Raw genomic sequence first — 22,657 nt, forward strand, 5'->3', positions numbered from 1 at the left:
CGGACCTTGACGCTGGGCCATGAAAAGCCCAGCGTCGCGGCATGTTTCCGATCCGTGACCATAATCCCTCGGGGCGCACGCCGTTTGTTGTCTACGCATTGATGGCGGCAAACATTCTGATTTTCCTCAGCTATGTGGGAATCATGGACGACGCGCGCCTGATCAACCGGTTTTACTTCGACTACGCCATCATTCCCGCGCGTATCGCTGACGGCGTCGCACTTGAGACGCTGGTGACGTCGATGTTTTTGCACGGAGGCTGGATGCACTTGGCCGGGAACATGCTGTTCCTTTGGATCTTTGGCGACAATCTGGAAGACGAAATGGGTCACTTGCCCTTTCTTCTGTTCTACCTTGTAGCCGGAATCGGTGCCGGACTGATCCATGTCGCCACAGCTCCGGGTTCGATTGTGCCGACCGTAGGTGCATCCGGAGCGATTGCCGGTGTGATGGGCGGATATCTGTTGCTGTTTCCCCGCGCCCGCGTGGATATCCTGCTGATCCTGATTGTCTATTTCCGCGTCTTCACGATCCCGGCCTTTGTCATGCTGGGCATCTGGTTGGGGTTTCAGTTCCTGGGCAGCCTGTCCAGCAGCCCCGACGAAGGCGGTGTAGCCTATTGGGCCCATACCGGCGGGTTTGTTGTCGGGCTGATCCTATGCGTCCCGCTTTGGCTCAAACGTGGGGGAACGGCCTTTTGGAACCGAACGCATGGTCATCCCCCTCACCCCGAAAGCAAATACAAGCTTTCGGCCTCGCGCATTCCCCGCGTGCCCCGCCGATAGCTATTCCGGCGCCTGCCCGCCGCTTAGATGAGTAATATCCCACGCTGCCTGTACGACCAGCGACGCGAGTTCCGGTGCACGATCCTCATCAAAGCGGACCGTCGGGCCGGAAACGGAAATACCCGCGCAGGGCTCGCCCCTGCTGTTGAAGATCGCCGCGCCGATACAGGACATGCCTTCATAACGCTCCTCGCTGTCAAACGACCAGCCACGCGCGCGGGTCGTGGACAGATCTTCGGCCAGCCCCGATTCCGGCAATCGCGTGTGGGTGGTGAAGGCAACCGGGTCAGTCTTGGCCAGAACCTTGGCCAGGGCCACGTCGGTCATCGCCGCCAGAATCGCCTTGCCCGTGCCCGAAGCGTACATCGGCGTCCGCGCACCCGGAGGGAAGAAGGCGCGGATCGGATTTGGGGTCTCTACCTGCCCCACAAAAACGACTTCGGCGCCGTCGGGTACAGCCAGATTGGCCGTCTCACCGCTATCCTGCATCAGACGCCGCAAAATAGGTCGGCCGATCTCAAGCACGCTGCTACGCCTTAGGAAAGTGGCACCTGTGCGGTAGGCCTCGATCCCGATCATCCATTCCTGCCGCTCATCGTCAAAGGCCACGAAGCCGTGTTTCTGCAATGTGACGAGGATACGGTGTGTTGTAGCCGTAGGTACATCGATCTCGCGCGCAAGATCGCTGAGTGCGGCCCGTTCCAGCCGGGCAACAGATGTCAACACGCCCAGCGCCCGGTCCAAGGATTGCATGGTCCCGGCCGAGCTTTCCTTGAACAGTGATTTCGGCCTGCCACGCGGTCTTTTCTGAGTCTCCATGCCGGGCCTCCTCGCTTCTGATATCGACCATCCAACGATTGGTAGAAAATTTCTCAGTTTCTCGATGCCGGGAATGAAAAACTGAAAGGATAATATTTTCAGCGTGTTAAGTATTTTATTTCATAAATGAAAATATTTTTCAAGAAAATTGCATATAGAGCGCTTTGCAGTGACACTTATGTCCAAAGCGGAGGACATACTGATGTCAAACCAGAACCCGGTCTTCATTCCAGGACCAACCAACATCCCCGACCGCCTGCGCCTTGCCATGCAAGTCCAGACGCAGGATCACCGTGCGCCGGACTTTGTGGAAACTTTTGCACCGGTTCTTGAGGACACCAAAAAAGTCTTTGGCACGACCGAAGGCCAGATCGTGACATTCCCCGCAAGCGGAACCGGCGGCTGGGAGGCAGCGATCACAAATACACTCAGCCCCGGCGACAAGGTTCTGGTGGCCCGGTATGGCGTGTTCAGCCACCGCTGGATCGACCTTTGTCAACGGCACGGTCTGGATGTCCAGATTATTGATTGCCCGTGGGGCAGCGGCGCGCCAGCTGACAAGTTTCAAGACGTCCTGTCTGCCGACACGGCCCATTCCATCCGCGCCGTTCTGGTTACGCATAATGAAACGGCCACTGGCGTTCGTTCGGACATCAACGCCGTTCGGCAGGCCATGGATGCTGCCAATCATCCGGCGATGATGTTCGTGGATTGCGTCAGCTCTCTGGCATCCATGCCATTCGAGTTTGACCGATGGGGTGTCGATATCGCTGTTTCGGGATCGCAAAAAGGGTTCATGCTGGCGACCGGCATGGCCATCCTATGCGTAAGCCCCAAGGCGCTGGAGGCTACGAAGTCGGCCAAATTGCACCGTACCTTCTTTGACTTCAGCGACATGATGGCTGCCAATGCCTCGGGCGGGTTCCCTTACACGCCGCCGCTTCAACTGATCTACGGCATGCGCGAAAGTCTTAAGATGCTGTTTGAAGAAGGTCTGGACAATGTCTATGCCCGTCACTTCCGGCTGGCCGAGGGCGTGCGCCGTGCGGTAGACGCCTGGGGCCTGAAACTGGTCGCCCAATCGCCCGATCTCTACTCGGACACGGTCAGCGCGATCTACGTTCCCGAGGGGTTCGACAGTAACGCCCTGACGGATCACGCGTTCAACACTTATGGCGTTTCCTTCGGTATCGGGTTGGGACAGTTGAACGGCAAAGCCTTTCGTATTGGCCATTTGGGCAGCCTGACGGATGTCATGGTGTTGTCCGGGCTCGCCACGATCGAGATGGCAATGGCCGACCTCAATTACCCAATCAAGCTGGGCACCGGAGTGGCCGCCGCTCAGGATTACTTCCGCAACGGTTCATCCGACCGTGCAAAAGCCGCAGCTTAGGGAGGGTTGGAATGTTGGACCAAATCTCAGCCACTGACCTGACAATCGACGACATGCGCACCGCGCATGAACGGATCAAACCGCACATTCGTCGAACACCCGTGATGACGTCGGAGTACCTCAACGACCTGACCGGCGCGCAGCTGTTCTTCAAATGCGAGAATTTTCAGGAAGCGGGCGCCTTCAAAGTCCGAGGAGCCTGTAACGCAGTATTCGGTCTGCCCGAAGACGTGATGGACAAGGGTGTCTGTACGCATTCCAGCGGCAACCACGCCCTGTCGCTATCCTACGCTGCCGCTCGCCGGGGCATTCCCTGCAACGTGGTCATGCCGCGCACAGCGCCGCAGGCCAAGAAAGACGCCGTGCGCCGCTATGGCGGAATCATTACCGAATGCGAGCCGTCAACATCATCCCGCGAGGCAACCTTTGCCGAGGTGCAGGCGCGTACAGGGGGAGAGTTCGTACATCCCTACAACGATCCCCGCGTCATCGCAGGTCAGGCGACCTGCTCGGCAGAGCTGCTGGAGCAAACCGATGGCGTAGACGCAGTCATCGCGCCAATTGGTGGCGGAGGCATGGTTTCAGGCACCTGTCTCACGGTGTCCAGTCTGGCCCCACAAACCGCGATATATGCGGCCGAGCCGGAGCAGGCGGACGATGCGTATCGATCCTTCAAGGCGGGCCATATCATCGCCGATGATGCCCCCAAGACAATTGCCGACGGGTTGCTGGTGCCGCTCAAGGAAAACACCTGGCATTTCGTATCGAACCACGTGGCCGATATCTTCACGGCGTCTGACGCAGAAATCATCGATGCGATGAAACTGACCTGGAAGTACTTGCGGGTGGTGATGGAGCCATCCTCAGCAGTACCGCTGGCCACTATTCTTAAGAACCCTGACGTGTTCCGGGGCAAGCGTGTCGGCGTGATCGTCACCGGCGGCAATGTGGATCTGGACAAACTGCCCTGGTTGAAAGGGTAAGGAGGAAGAAGATGAACAAACCTGCAAATATTGATCAGCTTGAGGTTGGTTTTGACATCCCTGCTGCCATCGGCATGGACGAGTCCGAAATCCAGACGCCCTGCCTGATCCTTGATCTGGACGCGCTGGAGCGGAATATCAAGAAAATGGGCGACTATGCCAAAGCGCACGGAATGCGGCACCGGGTGCATGGGAAAATGCACAAATCGGTGGATGTCGCCCTGCTGCAAGAGGAACTGGGCGGCGCAGTTGGTGTTTGCTGTCAGAAAGTCTCGGAAGCGGAAGTTTTTGCCCGTGGCGGCATCAAGGACATTCTGGTTTCAAACCAGGTGCGCGATCCGGCCAAGATCGACCGCCTTGCCCGCCTTCCAAAGCTGGGTGCCCGCACAATTGTCTGCGTCGATGACATCGACAACGTCGCGGACCTGTCAACCGCGGCTCAGACCCATGGGACCGAGCTGGAAGTGTTTGTTGAGATCGACTGTGGCGCTGGCCGTTGCGGTGTCACGACAACACCGGACGTGGTCGCAATCGCCAAAGCGGTCGAAACTGCACCCAACCTGAAATTCACCGGGATACAGGCCTATCAGGGCGCGATGCAGCATCTCGACTCCTATGAGGCGCGAAAGGAAAAGCTGGATGTTGCCATCGCAATGGTCAAGGACGCTGTCGAGGGTCTGAAAGCCGAAGGCATTGATTGCGACCTGGTTTCCGGCGGCGGCACAGGGTCCTACTACTTCGAAAGCAACTCGGGCGTTTATAACGAGCTGCAATGCGGCTCCTACGCCTTCATGGACGCGGATTATGGCCGCATTCTGGACCAGAACGGCAAGCGAATTGATCAGGGCGAATGGGAGAATTCCCTGTTCATTCTGACCAGCGTCATGAGCCATGCGAAAGTCGACAAAGCTATCTGCGACGCGGGTCTGAAGGCGCAATCGGTCGATAGCGGGCTACCCTTTATCTATGGGCGGGATGATGTCGAATACCTCAAGTGTTCGGACGAGCACGGAGTGATCGGTGATCCGGACGGTGTGCTCAAAGTTAACGACAAGCTGCGGCTGGTGCCGGGTCACTGTGACCCCACCTGCAACGTCCATGACTGGTACGTGGGTGTTCGGAACGGGAAAGTCGAAGCCCTTTGGCCCGTCTCGGCACGTGGAAAGGCCTATTAAGCGATGAGGGATGCCATGAATATGCAAGATGGCCTGCTGATTGTGGGCGAAGACCTCTGCCAGCAGTTGGTTGGCCGCGAACAAGCTTTTGAGGCGGTTCAATCGGTCTTTGGGGCAATGGCCAGCGGCGGCGCGTGGAACTTTCCGGTCGTGCGCGAAGCGTTGGGTTATGCGGATGCGCTATACGGCTTCAAATCCGGGTTTGACCGCGACGGTCAGGTTCTGGGCGTGAAGTCCGGCGGGTACTGGCCCGGAAATGCCGACAAGGGGCTGACAAACCATCAGTCCACGGTGTTTCTGTTCGACCCTGACACCGGGAAACTGTCAGCGCTTGTGGGGGGGAACTATCTGACCGCCGTGCGAACTGCTGCCTCGTCAGCGGTGTCCATCGCGCATCTGGCCCGAAAGGATGCCAAGGTGCTGGGCATGGTTGGGGCAGGACATCAATCGACCTTCCAACTCCGCGCCGCAGCCGAGCAACGGGATTTCGAAAAGGTCGTCGCCTGGAATCCCCATCCGGACATGCTCCCCCGTCTTGCGGCCGTCGCTGACGAGCTGGGGCTGGAATTCCAGGCCGTCAGCCAGCAGGAACTGGGTGCACAGGCCGATGTGATCATCACCATAACCTCAGCCTTTGAACCACTTTTGAAGAAAGAGTGGATCAAACCCGGCACCCATCTGGCCTGCATGGGCACGGATACCAAAGGCAAAATGGAGGTCGATCCGGCACTGGTCACAGTGGCCACCGTTTTCACCGATGAGGTCGCGCAGTCCATCACCATCGGTGAAGCCCAACACGCAGTGGGTGCGGGCGATCTGTCGGCAGAAGACATCACCCAGATCGGTGCGGTGATCAACGGTGAGCATGTAGGGCGCAGCAGTGACGCAGAAATCACTCTGTTCGACGGAACAGGTGTTGGGCTTCAGGATCTGGCCGTCGCCTCGGTCGCGGCTCAGCTGGCGGATGAGGCCGGACTGGCACAGCGCATCACGCTATAATAAAAGCGCGCCTCCTTTGGGTCGCGCTTGTCCATCCGTGGTATACGGGGTTTAGCCCCGGATTACTTTCGCAAACTGATCAAAGATCGGCTCGTTCGAGCAGATCACCTCGCCATCCTCCAGCACGCTGCCTTCCGGGTTCAGCGCCTGTACAAAGCCGCCTGCTTCTTTGACAATGATGATCCCAGCGGCCAAATCCCACGCGTTCAGGCGGCGTTCCCAGAAACCTTCGTAGCGACCGGCGGCAACATACGCCATGTCCAGCGCTGCAGCACCCCAGCGGCGCACACCCGCACAGGCAGGCATCAGGCGAGCCAGATCCTGCAAGGTTGCAGGCAGATCGGACCGGCCACCGAAAGGAACGCCAGTGGCAAAAACCGACTCGATCATGCGGTGACGGCCCGAAACACGGATACGGGTGTCGTTCATCCACGCGCCTTCGCCCTTTTCGGCAAAGAACATCTCATCCTTGGCGGCGTCGTAGATCACCCCAGCGACGATCTTGCCTTTGTGTTCCAGCGCGATGGAAACCGCCCAATGCGGCAAGCCGTGCAGGAAGTTCGTGGTGCCATCCAGCGGGTCGACGATCCAGCGACGGGTCGGGTCTTCGCCATCCTCGCCGCCGCCTTCTTCACCCAACCAGCCATAGGTCGGACGGGCACCCAGCAGTTCCTCTTTCAGGATATTTTCAGCAGCGATGTCGGCCCTGGAGACGAAATCACCGGCACCTTTCATCGATACCTGCAAGTTCTCGACCTCACGGAAATCCTTGACCAAAGACCGCCCCGCTTTACGCGCGGCTTTCATCATGATGTTGAGATTTGCACTGCCAACCATTGTTCCAAGGCTCCTGTCCGGTCAAACCGCGCGTATACTGGGGCATTGCGCCCTTGCCAAGAGGAATGATGCGCATAGCAGACCCGCGTTTTACGCCTATTGTGTCTGCAGCTTTCGGGCTTCGGTTCGCGCCAGTTTCACAAGGTCCTGAACAAAGGGTTTTTCAAGGTCTTCGGACCTTACCGCAGCGTACAGCCTGCGGGTAATTCCTTTTTCGGTCAGGGGTCGGGTGACGTAGTCCGAGTTGTATTTGACCTCGCGCACAACCCAGTCCGGAAGAACCGAGACACCCCGGTTCGAAGCGACGAGCAACAGGATTACTGCGGTAAGTTCGACCTGACGAATTGTCGTCGGTTCAACCCGCGCAGGGATCAGCAACTGGCTGAAAACATCCAAGCGGGTGCGTTCCACCGGATAAGTGATCAAAGTCTGTCCACGAAAATCCTCGGCCTCGATAAAGGGTTTTTCGGCCAAGGGATGTGAGGATGCAGCCACGAACACCGCGTCATAATCGAACAATTCGACGAATTCGACGCCGGGCAGGTCTTCGGGGTCCGAGGAAACAACCAGATCCACCTCTTCTTTTTGCAGCGCCGGTAGCGCGTCAAAGGCCAGCCCGGGGCGGATATCAACGTCCACATCCGGCCAGGATTTTCGGAACTCTTCCAAAACCGGAAACAGCCATTCGAAACAGGCGTGGCATTCGATGGCAATATGCATCCGTCCGGTGCGTCCGTCGCGCAGCGAGGAGAACTCGTTTTGCATCGCTTCAACTTGCGGCAGGATCTGTTCGGCTAGACGCAACAGACGCAGACCTGCCGCCGACAGTTTCATCGGCTTGGAGCGGCGCAAGAACAGCTCGACCCCGGCTTGATCCTCTAACCCCTTGATCTGATGACTCAAAGCAGACTGGGTGATGTTCAACTGATCCGCCGCGCGGGCCAGCCCACCGCATTCATGGATGGCCTTGATGGTTCGAAGATGCCGGAATTCGATATGCATTTCACACAAAACTCATGTTGTTCTTGAGTAATATGAGTTTGTTTCACAATCTATGACGTGCCACAAGAGCCTAAGTTTTTGTGGATGAGACACCGATGACCAAGCCCGAGATTTCTTTTGAGTTCTTTCCCCCTCAGACGCTTGAGGCGTCGTTCCGCCTGTGGGACACCGTACAGACGCTTGCGCCGCTGCAACCCCGTTTCGTGTCGGTCACCTACGGCGCGGGCGGCACAACCCGCGAGCTGACGCGGGATGCGGTTGCCACGCTGCACAAGTCCTCTGGCCTGCCAGTTGCGGCACATTTGACCTGTGTTGAGGCCTCGCGCCAAGAAACGTTGGACATCGCCGATCAGTTTGCCCGCGCGGGGGTTCAGGACATCGTAGCCCTACGAGGTGATCCACCGAAGGGTCAGGACCGGTTTGTTCCGCATCCGGACGGGTTTGCAAGCTCGGTCGAATTGATCGAGGCCCTTGCCGAGACCGAAATGTTCAGTATCCGCGTCGGTGCCTACCCCGACATTCACCCCGAGGCGCAGAACGCGCAGGCAGATATTGACTGGCTGAAAGCCAAACTGGATGCAGGCGCTGATGAGGCACTGACCCAGTTCTTCTTCGAGGCCGACACCTTTTTCCGGTTCCGCGATGCCTGTGTCAAAGCAGGGATCGACAAACCCATCGTTCCGGGCATCCTGCCCATTGAAAACTGGAAAGGCGCGCGCAGATTCGCCCAACGTTGCGGCACACGAATCCCGACATGGATCGAACAGGCCTTTGAAAAAGCCGTTCGCGATGACCGCGAAGATCTGTTGGCGACCGCGCTATGCTCCGAATTGTGCTCGGACCTGATCGAGGGCGGTGTGGACAAGCTTCATTTCTACACGCTCAATCGTCCAGAGCTGACTCGTGACGTGTGTTTTGCACTGGGAATCACTCCGCAAACGGAATTGCAGAACGTCGCCTGACTTACCGTTATTCAACTGGCGTCCGGACCAAATCCCTGTTGGCCGGACGCTCCTTTTTTGTATTGCTGCTATTTCGCATCAAATCCGGCCGCCAATCTTGACTGCCCAGGCAACAATCTTGATTACCCTCGGGAAACTGTTGCCCTTACTCCATCTAATACCCCGGAAAATTTGACAAAAAAGTGACCCATCGCAGAATGGGATCAGTTAAGTGAGTAACGAGTATTTTGTGTTATGGAGCCAGTAGACAAGATCAAGGCTCGGGCCGATGCGCTGGAACAGCTAGGGCTGAACCAGACCGCCGATGCCCATGATATTCGGGAGGCATGGCGCGATATCGCGTTCCATGCCCACCCCGATCACACCGGAGGTGACTACTCCGGCTTTGCGCGTGCCAAATCCGCCTACGATTTTCTGCGCAAAGAAGGGTTGGTCGGCAAAGGCAGTGAAAGCCCTGCCAAACCGCGGCGTCCGAAATTGCGCAAACGCGTGATTGAACTAACCGAGGACGTCCTTGAGGCGTGCCGCGATCTGCTGAACCCGAATCCCGCGTTGTCCGACCAATCAAAGGACGGCCAGGGCGCAAACGCGCCCGGCAAGGACCAGATAGCGGATCATATACCGGACGCAATCGGCTATTTCGGGCGCGATTTGACCTATTTTGTGAAAACACCGGTGTCTGAGGGGGCCAACCGTGTGGCTTTACCAACTTCGGTTCTGAAGGGTGCACGAAAGACCGAAACCGAAATATTAACTTTTCAATCGAAAAACTCGGGACAGGGTGAAGTCGTGGTTCCAGACACGATTTGCGCCAGGAAATTTCCCGGGGCCCGCAGCGTGAAGATCAAGTTCGATGCGGGACAGCAGATGAGAGATGACTACTGGCTCGCCAGTTAAGGGGGTTGTGCCCATCTGCAGGCAAAAGCCCGGCTGGTTTCAGCCGGGCTTTTTTGTCAGGTCAGTTGGAAACCGGACCTTCCGAGGTGAATTTTGGGATAACGCTGGTCGAGGCAGCGTCAGGTTCGATCCCCGGCCAGTTGCCTTCGGCCAGATTGATGTTGCCCGGGACGTCTTCTTCCCAGAACCCGACCACAACGTCAGTGATGTTCAGATACAGCTTGTCATCAACGATCCGCCACAGGTTCGGGTTGGCCGGAACTTTTCCACCGCGCGAGACACCATAGGCGCAATGACCGTCATATTGCGGAGCATAATAGGCCGGGTTTTCCTGAAACTTGTCGCGGTTCTCTTCAGTCGCAAATGCCCAAGTTGAGCCGTTGTATTCGGCGGTGATGTCGGACCGGCCACGTACGGCCTCGGGCTGGGCCTGACCAACCGGAACCTGATCGAGGCTGCGATAGGCTACAACGTCATAACCCGACACGGCAAAACCGGTGCCGTCGACGTATTGATCACCCGCGAAGGCAGGCGCGGCAAGGGCGATAGCCGCTGCAAAACTCAGGGCAAAGCGTTTCATGTGGTCAATCCTCTTGTCTCAACTGTTAAAGGGGGCGCCATCGTGGCGGGACTGGATAAACAATAGGTAATTCTGCGCCCCTGCGTAGCCCTCCTCGCGGCGCTGTGACTTTGCACCAGCAAACGTGAGGCGCGCGATCCGGATTGTTACAAAATCAGTTCACCTCGCGGGGTTGGACTTTGACCTTTGCAACATTAGCTGTGGTGGCAGCGCTTCAATGGTCAGAAAGGCACGAGATGAGCGACGAAACCATCTATACACCTCCGAAGGTCTGGACCTGGGATAGTGAAAGTGGCGGGCAATTTGCCAATATCAACCGCCCGATTGCCGGTGCAACCCATGACAAGGATCTGCCGGTCGGGCAGCATCCCCTGCAACTTTATTCGCTGGCCACGCCCAACGGTGTCAAAGTCACCATCATGCTGGAAGAGCTTCTGGCCCTTGGCCATTCCGAAGCGGAATACAACGCGTGGCTCATCAATATCGGCGACGGTGACCAGTTCAGCTCGGGCTTTGTCGGGGCCAACCCGAACTCGAAAATCCCTGCACTTTGGGATCACTCGGGTAAGGAACCGGTTCGCGTATTCGAAAGCGCCTCGATCCTGTTTCATCTAGCCGAAAAGTTCGGAGCATTCCTGCCCGAGGACGGAGCGAAGCGAACCGAGGTGATGAACTGGGTGTTCTGGCAGATGGGCAGCGCGCCCTATCTGGGCGGCGGGTTCGGCCATTTCTATGCGTATGCGCCTGAAAAATGGCAATACCCGATCGACCGTTTCGCGATGGAGGCCAAGCGACAGTTGCACGTGCTGGATTTAGAGCTAGCCGACAAACCCTTTATCGCTGGCGACGAATACACCATCGCTGACATGGCGATCTGGCCTTGGTATGGGCAGCTTGTGCTGGGACGCCTGTACAGCGCGGCAGAGTTTCTGGATGTGGAATCCTATGAAAATGTAGTGCGCTGGGCCAAAGAGATCGACGCCCGACCGGCTGTTCAGCGTGGTCGGATGGTGAATCGGACCTTTGGCGAGCCTCATACCCAGCTACATGAGCGCCACGACTCTGGGGATTTTGAAACCCGCACGCAGGACAAACTTGAAACAACGGATTAAGTCTGCCCGAAAACTATCTGAGAATTGGGGGCCGCTCTGGATTACTGCCCGGCGCGGCCCTTTCTGTATCCGGTGCCTGAGGTTGTGGTAGATCGAACCGCAAGCCAACCTTGGCCAAAGCGGCGGTCGCAGGATCTTCGGACGCGAAAAACCCCACATCCAAAGCACCTGCCTCGATCCCTGAGAAAGTCAACGCCTCAGACACTGCGCGTGCAAGCGCGGGTTGCGCGTCTTCAACTGTCGAGACAAATCCCAGCAGATGCCCTCGCCCGCCGTCCTTGGACGTTGTGCCAACCAAAAATGCGGCAGCAGCCAATCCTGCGGCTGTGGCGAGTTTGGCATCCAATGCCGTAAGCAGCGTTTCAGGCAAACCGGAGGGAGGTTCGAATCCGGCCAGTTCCTGCTGTACCTCCTCGGGACCATGTTGCAACGTTTCGGACAACCAGCCCAAAGCCTCGGCCGGGATCAGGGTCGAGGAAGGGGCAGCATCCAGATTCAGCCCCAAACCAATCCCCTGCCCGGAAAGCATCGACGCCAGAACGCGCCCGGACAGAGCAACATAGGGAACCGGGCGTCCGGCGAACCGAGCCAGCCGCTCTTCCAGATCAAAGGCCAGCACAAAACGCCCGTCTGCCACTTCAAACAGTTCGGGCGAGATGTTGTCGCCCTGCGCCTCTTCGGTCAGCATCAGAAAAAGCTCACTGTCGGCCAGCCGCTCAAAAAAGCGCAACCGGGCTGCGTCATCCTGCGGGGAAGCCTCCATCGCGGCGTGGGCCGCGTCCAAAGCGGTGGAATCAGTCATTCAGAACCTCTTGCACCCGAGCGCGCAGAACCGGCACTAATTCGGCCTCGAACCACGGGTTTTTCTTCAGCCAAGCCGTATTGCGCCACGAGGGGTGAGGCAAGGCAAAGACCCGCGGCGCATGGTCCCGCCAATTGCGGACGGTTTCCGTCACCGTTGTTTTTACGTCCAGATGGTATTTGTGCGCATGCCCGCCGACCAGAATGGTCAAGGGCACCTCGCCCAGTTCCTTCATCACCTTGTCGTGCCATGTCCGGCGACAAATGGGCGGTGGTGGCAAATCGGCCTTGCGATCATTGTAACCGGGAAAACAGAATGCCATGGGCACTATGGACACCACCGAACGATCATAGAAACCCGTTTCATCCAAGCCCAGCCAGTCGCGCAAGCGATCTCCCGAAGGGTCGGTGAACGGACGGCCAGACGCATGCACCCGCGCACCAGGAGCCTGCCCCGCAATCAGGATAGGCGTGCCGCGCCGAAACCAGACCACCGGACGCGGCTGATGCGCGGTTGCGGTTCTTGCAAACCGGCCTGCACAGAGGCGACAGGCCTCAATTTCCCGAAGCAAACTGGTCATCTGGTCCGTGATCTTTCTTAGGGCAACGCGTCGAAGATAGGGACGTTCGGCCCCGCATCCAACCGATCCCAATCGCCCGGAACATCACACATGGCGTGATATCCATTCGGAACGCATTGATCATTTGTTTCATAATTCGACATAATGTGGCCAATATGGATCGGTAGCAGGCATGCCTTTAAGCCGACGCACCACGCACCAGACTGAGCAGGCAGCAAATGCTGGAATTCGAGAACGTCAGCAAATCCTTCTGGACCGGGACCCGCCGCAAGGTGATCCTGGATCAGGTCTCGTTCCGGGTCGAGCTGGGGACTTCCATCGGTATTCTGGCACCAAACGGTACGGGGAAAACCACACTTATCAACATGATGGCCGGGCTTGAGAAACCGGACGAAGGTGTCATCCGCCGCGAATGCCGCGTGTCCTTCCCGATGGGGTTCACGGGCGGAGTCGCCAAAAAACTGTCGGCACTGGAAAACGCCCGTTACATCGCAAAAATCTACGGGATGGACCCGGACTATGTCGAAGCCTACTGCAAATGGCTGTGCAATCTGGGTGAGTATTTCGACCAGCCATTGGGCACCTATTCATCAGGCATGCGGGCTCGGTTCACCTTTGCGTTGATGCTGGCGCTGGATTTCGACATGTACCTGATCGACGAGGGCATGCCCGCGACCACGGATGTCGAATTCAACAAGAAAGCAGGCGACATATTGCGTGAACGGCTGCGCACCACAACATTGGTGATCGTGTCCCATAACCCAACTGTTCTGGAGAAGTTTGCCAGACAGGCCGCTGTCCTTGTAGACGGGCAGCTTTACATGTTTGAAACCTTGGAAGAGGCAAAACAGCTTTATGACTACCAAACCCAAGGCTAAAAAATTCCACACTGACCCGGGCCCAAAAGGCAAGGGAACGGCTGAGGCGCGCGCCGATGCGATCTCTCGTATCCGACGCGGGACGCAACCCGGCGCGCAAGCCGACGATGACGCTCCGCCCTCAACCGATATTGAGGTTATCAAGCGCGAGGGTCTGACCGGACGACAATTGCGCGTGGCCCGACGGCTGGCGCAGAAGAACGGTTTGCAGGCAGCCTCGGACTACGATGCCGTGCGGCTGTTGCGGGAAAATGGAATTGATCCGTTCCAACGCACGAACCTGTTGAACCTGGCTGCCAACGATCAGCCCGACGCCGGGGCGCAGGACGAGGTTAAGGTGCAGTTGCCGCAGACCGTCGCACGGAAGACAGAGAATCTGCCCGGCCCAGAACTGACTCCGGCTCAGCGGCGCGAATATGAAATCGGGCAAATCCAGAAGAACATCGCGCGGCGGCGGCGGCGCAAGCTGTTCGGTCTGTTTGCCCGATTGGCCGTCTTTGTGATGCTGCCCACGTTGATTGTGGGGTACTACTTCTATCGCGTTGCGACACCGATGTATGCCAGTGATTCGGCCTTTTCGATTCTTCAGGCCGATGGCGCAGGGGCGTCGATTGGGGGGTTGCTGTCCGGCACCCAATACGCAACGGCCCAGGATGCAGTGTCCACGCAAGACTTTCTGGAGTCGAAAGACGCACTGCAGCGGCTGGAACACGACGTCGGCTTTTCAGAGATCTTCAAACAGGATTGGATCGACCCGATCCAGCGGCTGGCCCCGGACGCCACGCTTGAAGACGCCTATAAGCTTTATAGCCGCATGATCACCGTTGGGTATGACCCCAGTGACGGCATCATCCGGATGGAGGTCGTCGCACCCTCGCCCGAGATTTCAGTTGATATTTCTCGCCGCCTGATTTCCTACGCCGAGGACAAGATCAACAGCCTGACCGAGCTGAAGCGCGAGGACCAGATGCGCGAAGCGATGCAGGGGTTCGAGGACGCGCAGAACGAGCGCCGCAAGGCCCAAGAGGCACTGATCGAACTGCAATTGCAGGGCGCAGTTCTGGACCCTCAGAATGTCATTGCCAGCTTACGTGGACGGATCGATCAGGTCGAAGTGCAGCTGCAGGACAAGGAGTTGGAGCGCGCCGCCCTGTTGGATAACCTGCGCCCGAACCAGGCCAAAGTGGACGGCGTCAGCCGAGACATCGCCCGGCTGGAGGCAGTGCTGGCGAACCTTAACGCCGAGATGCTGGATGCTTCTGCCGGCGAAAACTCGCTGGCGCGGTTGAGTGTCCGAATTCAGATGGCACAGGCTGATTTGGCCGCACGCGACATGATGCTGCAAACTGCAATGCAGCATATGGAAACCACACGGACCGAGGCCAACCGAAAGGTCCGTTATCTGACGGTATCGGTGAACCCCGTTCCCAGCGAAGAACCCAGCTATCCGCGCAAGTTCGAAAATACGATTTTGGCTTTCCTGTTGTTTGCTGGTATCTACCTGATGATCTCGCTTACAGCGTCGGTCCTTCGTGAACAGGTATCCTCGTAAGACACATGAAACATGTAAAAATAGCCGACCTTACAGTTGGCAACGATCTTCCGCTGACCATCATCGCCGGCCCCTGCCAGCTTGAAACAGCCGACCACGCCCGGATGATTGCGGGCACCATGAAAGAGGCCTGCGAAGCCGCGGGTGCGCAGTATGTGTTCAAGGCGTCGTATGACAAGGCCAACCGCACCTCTCTGTCCGGCAAGCGCGGGATGGGAATTGATGCGGGATTGAAGGTTCTGGACGACATCCGCAAGACGATGGGCATTCCGGTTCTGACGGACGTTCACACAGAAGAACAATGTGCCGTCGCCGCCCAAGCCGTGGATGTGTTGCAAATCCCGGCTTTCCTGTGTCGCCAGACGGACATGTTGCTGGCTGCAGGTAAAACTGGCGTCGCTGTAAATGTCAAAAAGGGGCAGTTTCTGGCCCCGTGGGAAATGCCCAATATCGCCACCAAGATCGAAAGCACGGGCAATCACAACATTCTGCTGACCGAGCGCGGCACCTCATTTGGATATAACACGCTGGTTGCGGATATGCGGTCGCTGCCGCAGATGGCGCAGACAGGGTATCCGGTTGTGATGGACGCCACCCATTCGGTGCAGCAACCGGGTGGTCAGGGTGGGTCATCGGGTGGACAACGCGAGTTCGCCCCGGTCATGGCGCGTGCCGCCGTGTCGCTGGGCGTAGGAGCCGTGTTCATTGAGACACATCAGGATCCCGACACGGCACCCTCGGACGGGCCAAATATGATCCCTTTGAACCAAATGGGCCAATTGATTGACACATTGATGCGCTTTGATGCGCTGGCCAAAGAAAACCCGATTCAGATTTAACGATTGAGACCTGTTATGCCCAAACCCTTGCCTGAGGTGACCCCTAACACCTGGAGCTTTCTGCGCGATCCGATGATCAAGCCCACCGGTTTTCGCGAATATGACGCGCGCTGGAAATACCCTGATGAGATCAATTTGCCGGGTATGACCGCCCTTGGTCTGGGGCTGGGTACTCAGATGCACAAGCGCGGCATCGCGCCGGTGATTGCGGTCGGCAATGACTATCGCGACTATTCTCTGTCGATCAAAAACGCGCTGATCGTGGGGCTTATGCAGGCAGGTATTCAGGTCAAGGATATCGGCCCCGCGCTAAGCCCGATGGCCTATTTCGCCCAGTTTCATCTGGATGTGCCCGCTGTGGCCATGGTGACGGCCAGCCACAACCCCAACGGCTGGACCGGGGTCAAAATGGGCTTTGATCGCCCACTGACTCACGGGCCGGATGAAATGGCGGAACTGCGCGACATCGTGCTGAACGGTGAAGGCGTGGCGCGAGATGGCGGGTCATACGAATTTGTCGATGGCGTGCGCGAGGCCTATATCGACGATCTGGTGGGTGACTTCAGAATGTCACGGCCGTTGAAGGTTGTGTGTGCCACCGGCAATGGCACCGCGTCCGCCTTTGCGCCAGAGATTTTCGAGCGCATGGGGGTCGAGATCGTACCCAGCCATAACGAACTGGACTATACGTTCCCCCACTATAACCCGAACCCCGAGGCCATGGAGATGCTCCACGATATGGCCGACACCGTGAAATCCAGCGGTGCCGATCTGGCGCTTGGGTTTGACGGGGACGGTGACCGCTGCGGCGTGGTAGATGATGAGGGCGAAGAGATTTTTGCTGACAAGGTCGGCGTCATCATGGCCCGCGATCTGGCGAAACTTCACCCGGGTTCGACCTTTGTCGCCGACGTGAAATCCACCGGCCTTTTCGCAAGCGATCCTGAGCTTCAGGCCCTTGGCGTCAAGGCGGATTACTGGAAAACCGGACACAGCCACATGAAGCGCCGCGTTAAGGAAATCGGCGCATTGGCTGGGTTCGAAAAGTCTGGCCACTACTTCTTGGCGGAACCCATTGGGCGAGGCTACGACTGCGGCATGCGTGTCGCCGTCGAGATCTGCAAGCTGATGGATCGCAACCCGGATCAGAGCATGTCGGACCTACGCAAGGCTCTGCCGAAAACCTGGTCGACACCGACCATGTCACCCTATGCCGCCGACACCGAGAAATACGATATCCTGCAACGGCTGGTCGACAAACTGGTGGCCAAAGCAGATACTGGTGACAGCTTTGCCGGACGCGCGATCAAAGAGGTCGTCACTGTCAACGGCGCCCGGGTCATTCTGGACAACGGCAGTTGGGGCCTCGTGCGGGCGTCCTCGAACACACCCAACCTTGTGGTGGTCTGCGAAAGCAGCGAGAGCGAGGACGAAATGCGCGCCATCTTTGCCGAAATCGATGCGGTAATTCGCACCGAATCCGGCGTGGGTGACTACGACCAGACAATCTAGCGTTCCGCTTCAGTCCGACCGCCCATAGGGCCGGATCCCTAGTCCCCACCCAGCAGTTTCAGCAGCCCCTTTTGGGCTTCGTCCTCAAGTTTTTTCTTGAGGGCGTCTTCAATTTGCTCGGTCTCGGTGATGGAAGTGTTCAATTCGTTGCCAACCTTATCCAGAACCTGCTGTTTGGCGTCGTCTTCAAGCGCCTTGATCTTGCCCTCGGCGGCGGCTTCGATGACCTTGGTCAGGTCGGGTTTGATCGAAGGATCGCTCCAGGGCCCCACAATGCGCACAGGAACCGAAATGCCTTCGCCCGAATTGGCGCGCAAGGCGACCGGGGTAAACAGATAGTCAATATCGCGCGCGCCCAAACCAACCCGCCCGGCCCCATCGGCCCGGAAATTGTCCAGTTGCATCAGCAGGTCGTTGTTTGTCAGATTGCCGCCGTCAATCGTATAGGTTGCTGTCAGGCTATTGAACACGGTCGTGCCACCCGTGCCTTGGCCGCGCCCCATGAGTCGATCCAGATCGAAACCCGAGATCACACCGCTGCCAACGTCGATGTTCCCTTTCCCGCTGAGCGAGCGCATGATCTGATCTTCAGTCTGACCTACTCCGAGAAACTCCAAAGCGCCGGAACCGGTTCCTGACAGGCGTTCGATGCCGCCCAAGGTGCTGAGCGCCTGTTGAATATCGATGCCATCCGCCTTGAGACTGCCACCAACCGACAATCCGTTTCGGTTATTTGCCACGACCTGTCCGTTCAGTTGGCCAGCAAACAGAGTGGCCGGATGCATTTTCAACACCGCCCGGGACCGGTCGAGGCTTAGGGTCAGGTCACTTGGGCCGAGCGTCAGGTCCGGTACAGCGATAGACTCCGCCTGCAGCCGGATCGTCCCATTGGCCAATGCCAGCGCTGATGCATCGATCGGGGTGGTTGACCACCCTTGCCCCGAGGCGGCTGAACCCGATCCACCGCTTGCGGTCTCAGCCCCAAGCGCCTTGGTCAGGTCCAGATCACCGGCTTTCAGACGGGCGGTGATCTGAGGTGGGTCGGCGATCATGATATCCGCCTCACCGGTCAGCCGGTTCTGATCCAGTTCCGCCACCATGTCTCGTAAGGAAATTCGGCCGTCGCGGGTGTAAGTCATCTGTCCGGTGACTTTCGCCACCTGCCCCAACCCGGCAGGCACCGTAACACCTGATTGCCCAAACGCCGCCAGCATCTTGTGGACGCCACTGGCGTCAATGGTTACGCGACCCTCCATTTCGCCGGCCAGATTGACCCGCCCGGAAAACACGAAGGTACCGCCAGGTGCCGTCATGGCCAGATCAATCGGGGCCGCGCCACCCGTCGCGAAAGTCGGAAGGTCAGGGATTTTCAAATCCACCTGAACGCCACCGCCGGGCACCGGCATTTCGGCCTGCATCGCCATCGGGGCGGTAACGTTGGGCCAGCTTGCGGCCAGATCAACGTTGGAAAAGTCCATTCTGGTCTGACCATTTTCAACATATATCAATCGCGCGCCAGCAAGCTGCAATTGGTCAAGCGTCACGGTTCCACTGCTTTGTGCGGTGCCTCCGGACGAAGGCTGCGCATCTGCTCGGGCTGGCGCGGTAAATTCCCAATTGCCCCGGCCATCTTTCAATTCCAGACGCAACACGGGGTTGTCGGCAACAACCCGTCTGATCTTCAGGTCACCCGCCAGCAGGGCCGATGTGTCGACTCCCACGGCCAGGCTTTGCGCGCTGAGCATAGGCTCAGACCCGGCCCATTCTGCGTTGCCAAAAGTCACAGGCCCGGTCTCCATCCCAAGCACAGGCCAGAAAGACAGGCGGACGTCACCTGAAAGGGTCAGATCACGGCCCGTCTGTGCTTTGACCTGCTCGGCCAATATCGCCGCCAGCTTGTCGCCAGGCATCAGCAACAGGGCACCCACGACCAATGCAAAAACCGCAACCAGAATGAAGAGGATACGTGTCAGCCATTTCATCTTCGCCACCTGCCATTTCGGCTTGTCTGCTCTGAACACAAGTCAGCCCTGCGCGCGCAACATTTGCAAGGGAAAGCGTTCCCCACTATATGCCGCGCCATGAGTACGAACCCACCGAACCTCCGCCCCGACCTGGCACCTGCGGCCCGGATCGCAGATGCGCCACGCAATGACCAGCCGACCCTTGGTATGGTGTCGCTTGGCTGCCCTAAGGCTTTGGTCGACAGCGAGCGTATCCTGACTCGTCTGCGCGCAGAAGGATACGGTATCTCGCCCGACTATGCAGGCGCAGATGCCGTGATCGTGAACACCTGCGGGTTTCTGGACAGCGCCAAGGCGGAATCGTTGGAGGCCATTGGCGAAGCGCTGGTCGAGAATGGCAAGGTCATCGTGACCGGCTGTCTGGGGGCCGAGCCGGACTACATTCGCGAACATCACCCTCGCATCCTGGCCGTCACGGGCCCACACCAATATGAACAGGTGCTGGACGCGGTTCACGCCGCCGTGCCACCCGACCCAAACCCATATGTGGACCTGCTGCCCGCCAGCGGAGTAAAGCTGACACCCCGCCACTACAGTTACCTCAAGATTTCAGAGGGTTGTAACCACAAGTGCAAGTTCTGCATTATCCCGGACATGCGTGGAAAACTGGCCAGTCGTCCGGCCCATGCCATTCTACGCGAGGCTGAGAAGCTGGTCGATAATGGCGTGCGCGAGCTGCTGGTGATTTCTCAGGATACCTCGGCCTATGGGTTGGACCGGAAATACGATGTGAACCCATGGAAGGATCGCGAAGTACGCAGCCACATTACCGATCTTGCGCGCGAGCTGGGGCAGTTCGACGCCTGGGTTCGGTTACATTACGTCTATCCCTACCCGCATGTGCGTGACCTGATCCCATTGATGGCCGATGCTGGATGCAACGTGCTGCCTTATCTGGACATCCCGTTCCAACACGCCCACCCGGATTTGCTGAAACGCATGGCGCGTCCGGCGGCAGCAGCCAAAACGCTGGATGAGATTGCCGCGTGGCGGTCCGTCTGCCCCGATATCACGCTGCGCTCGACTTTCATTGTGGGCTATCCCGGCGAAACTGAGGCTGAATTTCAGACCCTGCTGGATTGGATGGATGAAGCGCAGCTGGATCGCGTCGGATGTTTTCAATACGAAAACGTCGATGGCGCTCGGTCCAATGACCTGCCTGATCATGTCCCGGATGAGGTCAAGCAGGACCGCTGGAATCGCTTCATGGAAAAAGCTCAGGCGATTTCCGAAGCTAAACTGGCAGCGAAAGTTGGTCAGACGTTGCAAGTCATCGTGGATGAGGTCGATGACGAGGCCGCCACATGCCGCACCAAGTCGGATGCTCCCGAAATCGACGGAAACCTGTTCATTGATGAAGGGTTCGAAGATCTGTCCCCCGGGGATATCGTCTCGGTCGAGGTCGACGAGGCCGGAGAATACGATTTGTGGGGAAATCTGACCCAGGCGCATTAGCGCAAGGTTCAGATCAAACCGACCAGCGCCACGACCCAGGCCACCCCAGCCGCAATGGCAGTCAGCGCCACTGCCGCGCTGGCCGCGTCTTTGGCTTGGCCCGCCAGTGTGTGGTGTTCGGTTGAGGTGTGGTCCACTGCGCGTTCGATGGCCGTATTGAACAGTTCAGCCACCAGCACCAAAAGCCCCAGAACAAGGATCAGAGCCCTCAGCCCCTCCGGGATCGACAGCGCTATGGCCAGAGCCGCCGAGATCAGGTTCGCCCATACCCATGTTCGAAAGGAATATTCTTCACGAAATGTGACGACAAGGCCCTGCCAGCTCCAGCGCGTTCGGTCCTTCAGTCGTTCAAAGAAATATTTCATCGGTCAGCTCCCGGGGCCTGAATTTAGTGTGACGGTCCCAGCCGTCCTTCCCAACAAAAAACCGCCCCAAGGGCGGTCTGTCAAAGAAAGGATTGCAGGCGGCCCGCAAAAAAGACCGCCTGCGAAAGGATTATTGCGTGACCGGGTTACAAACGGTTTGACCGGCTTCGGTTGTGGCCAGTTCATACCCGGCAGAGCAACTGGGCGTGCCATACTTGTCATAGTCGGGCTGGATATAAACAGGGGTCGGTTCTTCCTGCTGCGCACAAGCGGCCAATACGACGGCTGTGGCGCAGATAGCAGCGAATTTCAGCTTCATGTCCTTCAGTCCTCTATTACTTTTCTGATATTGCCCAGTTTTTCGGGGGCCGACCTCAGGATAAGATCACTTTGACACTCTGGCAACGCAGTTCATCACGATCATGTGATCACAGGCGAAACCACGCCTGTGGCGGATTCTGCGCATCGGGGCTGTTCTTCCTGAAAATTCGCCATAAAGTTCTCCGAGGACATTAGCCAAAGACGGAGAAGCCATATGCCCGACGCCCCGATTATTGCCCAGAAAGCCCCGTTTCCGGTCGAGGTGACCGAAGGCAAAAGCTATTTCTGGTGCGCCTGTGGCAAATCGCAAAAACAACCATTTTGTGACGGGTCTCATAAGGGCACCGGGATGGAGCCGGTTAAGTTCACCGCGGAAGAAAGCAAGAAAGTCTTCTTTTGTGGTTGTAAGCACACCGATAAATTACCGCTGTGTGACGGCAGTCATTCCCGCCTTTAACTCCGATCAGGCCAGATTTTTGAAAGTTTCCGCATTGGCGCAGAACTCGGGCGGCGATGCGGCTATTGTCTGCTGTGTCGCAAGCCAGATTTGGCAATGCTCGCTGCAATCTGCAGCGCGGCATCTGGTGACCATCTCGGCATAATCACTTTCGGATAGCCTGCCTTCAGCCATTGCTTCGGTCAGCGACACCCCCATGCATCGGGCAACTGATCGGTTCAGCCAAAAATGTTTCTCGACATCGCCAAGTATATCCTTCGGCATCAGATCACCTGCAACTGTGTGCACCTTAGTGCCGCAAAGCGCGCTTGATTGACGTCTGAGCACG

The 22,657-nt window shown here is 57.8% G+C and carries 24 protein-coding genes; 14 read left to right on the plus strand and 10 right to left on the minus strand.

Annotated elements, in window-relative coordinates:
* Positions 1–41: 41 nt before the first annotated feature.
* Positions 42–785, plus strand: a complete 744-nt coding sequence (locus ACP0GE_RS06715) for a rhomboid family intramembrane serine protease (RefSeq protein ID WP_424831214.1) — start codon at positions 42–44, stop codon at positions 783–785.
* Here ACP0GE_RS06715 and ACP0GE_RS06720 read toward each other — a convergent pair whose 3' ends face one another.
* Positions 786–1,604, minus strand: a complete 819-nt coding sequence (locus ACP0GE_RS06720; RefSeq protein ID WP_424831215.1) for an IclR family transcriptional regulator — start codon at positions 1,602–1,604, stop codon at positions 786–788. It lies immediately after the preceding gene.
* A gap of 202 nt (positions 1,605–1,806) precedes the next feature.
* Between ACP0GE_RS06720 and bhcA the strand changes: the two genes are divergently transcribed.
* From bhcA to bhcD, 4 genes are read left to right on the plus strand one after another with little or no spacing between them, the layout of a single operon-like run.
* On the plus strand, positions 1,807–2,997 hold the full coding sequence (gene bhcA / locus ACP0GE_RS06725) for an L-aspartate--glyoxylate aminotransferase BhcA (protein WP_424831216.1): 1,191 nt from the start codon (positions 1,807–1,809) through the stop codon (positions 2,995–2,997).
* Between the two features lie 11 nt (positions 2,998–3,008).
* Entirely contained in the window at positions 3,009–3,980 is a 972-nt protein-coding gene (gene bhcB, locus ACP0GE_RS06730) for a beta-hydroxyaspartate dehydratase BhcB (RefSeq protein WP_424831217.1), read from the plus strand.
* 11 nt (positions 3,981–3,991) lie between these two features.
* Entirely contained in the window at positions 3,992–5,155 is a 1,164-nt protein-coding gene (gene bhcC, locus ACP0GE_RS06735) for a 3-hydroxy-D-aspartate aldolase BhcC (protein ID WP_424831218.1), read from the plus strand.
* Positions 5,156–5,176: 21 nt separating this feature from the next.
* Positions 5,177–6,154 (plus strand): iminosuccinate reductase BhcD, encoded by a 978-nt coding sequence (gene bhcD / locus ACP0GE_RS06740; RefSeq protein ID WP_424833821.1) that lies wholly within the window; start codon positions 5,177–5,179, stop codon positions 6,152–6,154.
* A gap of 51 nt (positions 6,155–6,205) precedes the next feature.
* Here bhcD and ACP0GE_RS06745 read toward each other — a convergent pair whose 3' ends face one another.
* Both ACP0GE_RS06745 and ACP0GE_RS06750 read right to left on the minus strand, forming a co-directional pair.
* Positions 6,206–6,991: an inositol monophosphatase family protein gene (locus tag ACP0GE_RS06745; RefSeq protein ID WP_424831219.1), complete on the minus strand. Its 786-nt coding sequence runs from the start codon at positions 6,989–6,991 to the stop codon at positions 6,206–6,208.
* Between the two features lie 96 nt (positions 6,992–7,087).
* A complete protein-coding gene (locus ACP0GE_RS06750) occupies positions 7,088–7,993 on the minus strand; it encodes a LysR family transcriptional regulator (protein WP_424831220.1) in 906 nt (301 codons plus the stop codon).
* A 95-nt stretch (positions 7,994–8,088) separates the two neighbouring features.
* Here ACP0GE_RS06750 and metF point away from each other — a divergent pair, with 95 nt between their 5' ends.
* Both metF and ACP0GE_RS06760 read left to right on the plus strand, forming a co-directional pair.
* Positions 8,089–8,955: a methylenetetrahydrofolate reductase [NAD(P)H] gene (metF, locus tag ACP0GE_RS06755; RefSeq protein ID WP_424831221.1), complete on the plus strand. Its 867-nt coding sequence runs from the start codon at positions 8,089–8,091 to the stop codon at positions 8,953–8,955.
* A gap of 234 nt (positions 8,956–9,189) precedes the next feature.
* Entirely contained in the window at positions 9,190–9,852 is a 663-nt protein-coding gene (locus tag ACP0GE_RS06760) for a J domain-containing protein (protein WP_424831222.1), read from the plus strand.
* Positions 9,853–9,913: 61 nt separating this feature from the next.
* Here ACP0GE_RS06760 and ACP0GE_RS06765 read toward each other — a convergent pair whose 3' ends face one another.
* Positions 9,914–10,432 carry a YHS domain-containing (seleno)protein gene (locus ACP0GE_RS06765; RefSeq protein WP_424831223.1) on the minus strand — a complete coding sequence of 173 codons (519 nt, stop codon included), beginning with the start codon at positions 10,430–10,432 and terminating at the stop codon, positions 9,914–9,916.
* A 236-nt stretch (positions 10,433–10,668) separates the two neighbouring features.
* Here ACP0GE_RS06765 and yghU point away from each other — a divergent pair, with 236 nt between their 5' ends.
* Positions 10,669–11,544, plus strand: coding sequence for a glutathione-dependent disulfide-bond oxidoreductase (gene yghU / locus ACP0GE_RS06770; protein ID WP_424831224.1), 876 nt, complete (start codon positions 10,669–10,671; stop codon positions 11,542–11,544).
* Positions 11,545–11,557: 13 nt separating this feature from the next.
* On the opposite strand, the gene ACP0GE_RS06775 is transcribed toward yghU, so the two are convergent.
* Both ACP0GE_RS06775 and ACP0GE_RS06780 read right to left on the minus strand, forming a co-directional pair.
* The gene (locus ACP0GE_RS06775; protein WP_424831225.1) at positions 11,558–12,346 is read right to left on the minus strand and encodes an SseB family protein; all 789 of its coding nucleotides are present in this window, start codon (positions 12,344–12,346) and stop codon (positions 11,558–11,560) included.
* Positions 12,339–12,926: a uracil-DNA glycosylase family protein gene (locus tag ACP0GE_RS06780; protein ID WP_424831226.1), complete on the minus strand. Its 588-nt coding sequence runs from the start codon at positions 12,924–12,926 to the stop codon at positions 12,339–12,341. The genes ACP0GE_RS06775 and ACP0GE_RS06780 overlap by 8 nt, the downstream gene beginning before the upstream one ends.
* A 218-nt stretch (positions 12,927–13,144) precedes the next feature.
* Here ACP0GE_RS06780 and ACP0GE_RS06785 point away from each other — a divergent pair, with 218 nt between their 5' ends.
* The 4 genes from ACP0GE_RS06785 to ACP0GE_RS06800 are packed head-to-tail and all read left to right on the plus strand — an operon-like array spanning position 13,145 to position 17,707.
* Positions 13,145–13,804, plus strand: a complete 660-nt coding sequence (locus ACP0GE_RS06785; RefSeq protein ID WP_424831227.1) for an ABC transporter ATP-binding protein — start codon at positions 13,145–13,147, stop codon at positions 13,802–13,804.
* The gene (locus tag ACP0GE_RS06790) at positions 13,782–15,356 is read left to right on the plus strand and encodes a capsule biosynthesis protein (protein ID WP_424831228.1); all 1,575 of its coding nucleotides are present in this window, start codon (positions 13,782–13,784) and stop codon (positions 15,354–15,356) included. Before ACP0GE_RS06785 ends, ACP0GE_RS06790 begins: the two co-directional genes overlap by 23 nt.
* 5 nt (positions 15,357–15,361) lie before the next feature.
* Positions 15,362–16,195 carry a 3-deoxy-8-phosphooctulonate synthase gene (kdsA, locus tag ACP0GE_RS06795; RefSeq protein WP_424831229.1) on the plus strand — a complete coding sequence of 278 codons (834 nt, stop codon included), beginning with the start codon at positions 15,362–15,364 and terminating at the stop codon, positions 16,193–16,195.
* A gap of 15 nt (positions 16,196–16,210) precedes the next feature.
* Entirely contained in the window at positions 16,211–17,707 is a 1,497-nt protein-coding gene (locus tag ACP0GE_RS06800; RefSeq protein ID WP_424831230.1) for a phosphomannomutase/phosphoglucomutase, read from the plus strand.
* Between the two features lie 38 nt (positions 17,708–17,745).
* Here the strand turns inward: ACP0GE_RS06800 and ACP0GE_RS06805 are convergent, their stop codons facing one another.
* On the minus strand, positions 17,746–19,689 hold the full coding sequence (locus ACP0GE_RS06805) for an AsmA family protein (protein WP_424831231.1): 1,944 nt from the start codon (positions 19,687–19,689) through the stop codon (positions 17,746–17,748).
* A 99-nt stretch (positions 19,690–19,788) separates the two neighbouring features.
* Between ACP0GE_RS06805 and rimO the strand changes: the two genes are divergently transcribed.
* Positions 19,789–21,186, plus strand: coding sequence for a 30S ribosomal protein S12 methylthiotransferase RimO (gene rimO, locus ACP0GE_RS06810; RefSeq protein WP_424831232.1), 1,398 nt, complete (start codon positions 19,789–19,791; stop codon positions 21,184–21,186).
* Between the two features lie 8 nt (positions 21,187–21,194).
* Here the strand turns inward: rimO and ACP0GE_RS06815 are convergent, their stop codons facing one another.
* Positions 21,195–21,551 (minus strand): diacylglycerol kinase, encoded by a 357-nt coding sequence (locus ACP0GE_RS06815; RefSeq protein WP_424831233.1) that lies wholly within the window; start codon positions 21,549–21,551, stop codon positions 21,195–21,197.
* A 130-nt stretch (positions 21,552–21,681) separates the two neighbouring features.
* On the minus strand, positions 21,682–21,870 hold the full coding sequence (locus ACP0GE_RS06820) for a hypothetical protein (RefSeq protein ID WP_424831234.1): 189 nt from the start codon (positions 21,868–21,870) through the stop codon (positions 21,682–21,684).
* 216 nt (positions 21,871–22,086) lie between these two features.
* On the opposite strand from ACP0GE_RS06820, the gene ACP0GE_RS06825 reads away from it, so the two are divergent.
* Positions 22,087–22,329, plus strand: coding sequence for a CDGSH iron-sulfur domain-containing protein (locus tag ACP0GE_RS06825; protein ID WP_424831235.1), 243 nt, complete (start codon positions 22,087–22,089; stop codon positions 22,327–22,329).
* Positions 22,330–22,335: 6 nt separating this feature from the next.
* On the opposite strand, the gene ACP0GE_RS06830 is transcribed toward ACP0GE_RS06825, so the two are convergent.
* A complete protein-coding gene (locus ACP0GE_RS06830) occupies positions 22,336–22,593 on the minus strand; it encodes a DUF6455 family protein (RefSeq protein WP_424831236.1) in 258 nt (85 codons plus the stop codon).
* Positions 22,594–22,657: the final 64 nt, after the last annotated feature.

It is taken from the genome of Ruegeria sp. (assembly GCF_965243365.1).
In the GTDB taxonomy this organism is placed as follows: domain Bacteria; phylum Pseudomonadota; class Alphaproteobacteria; order Rhodobacterales; family Rhodobacteraceae; genus Ruegeria.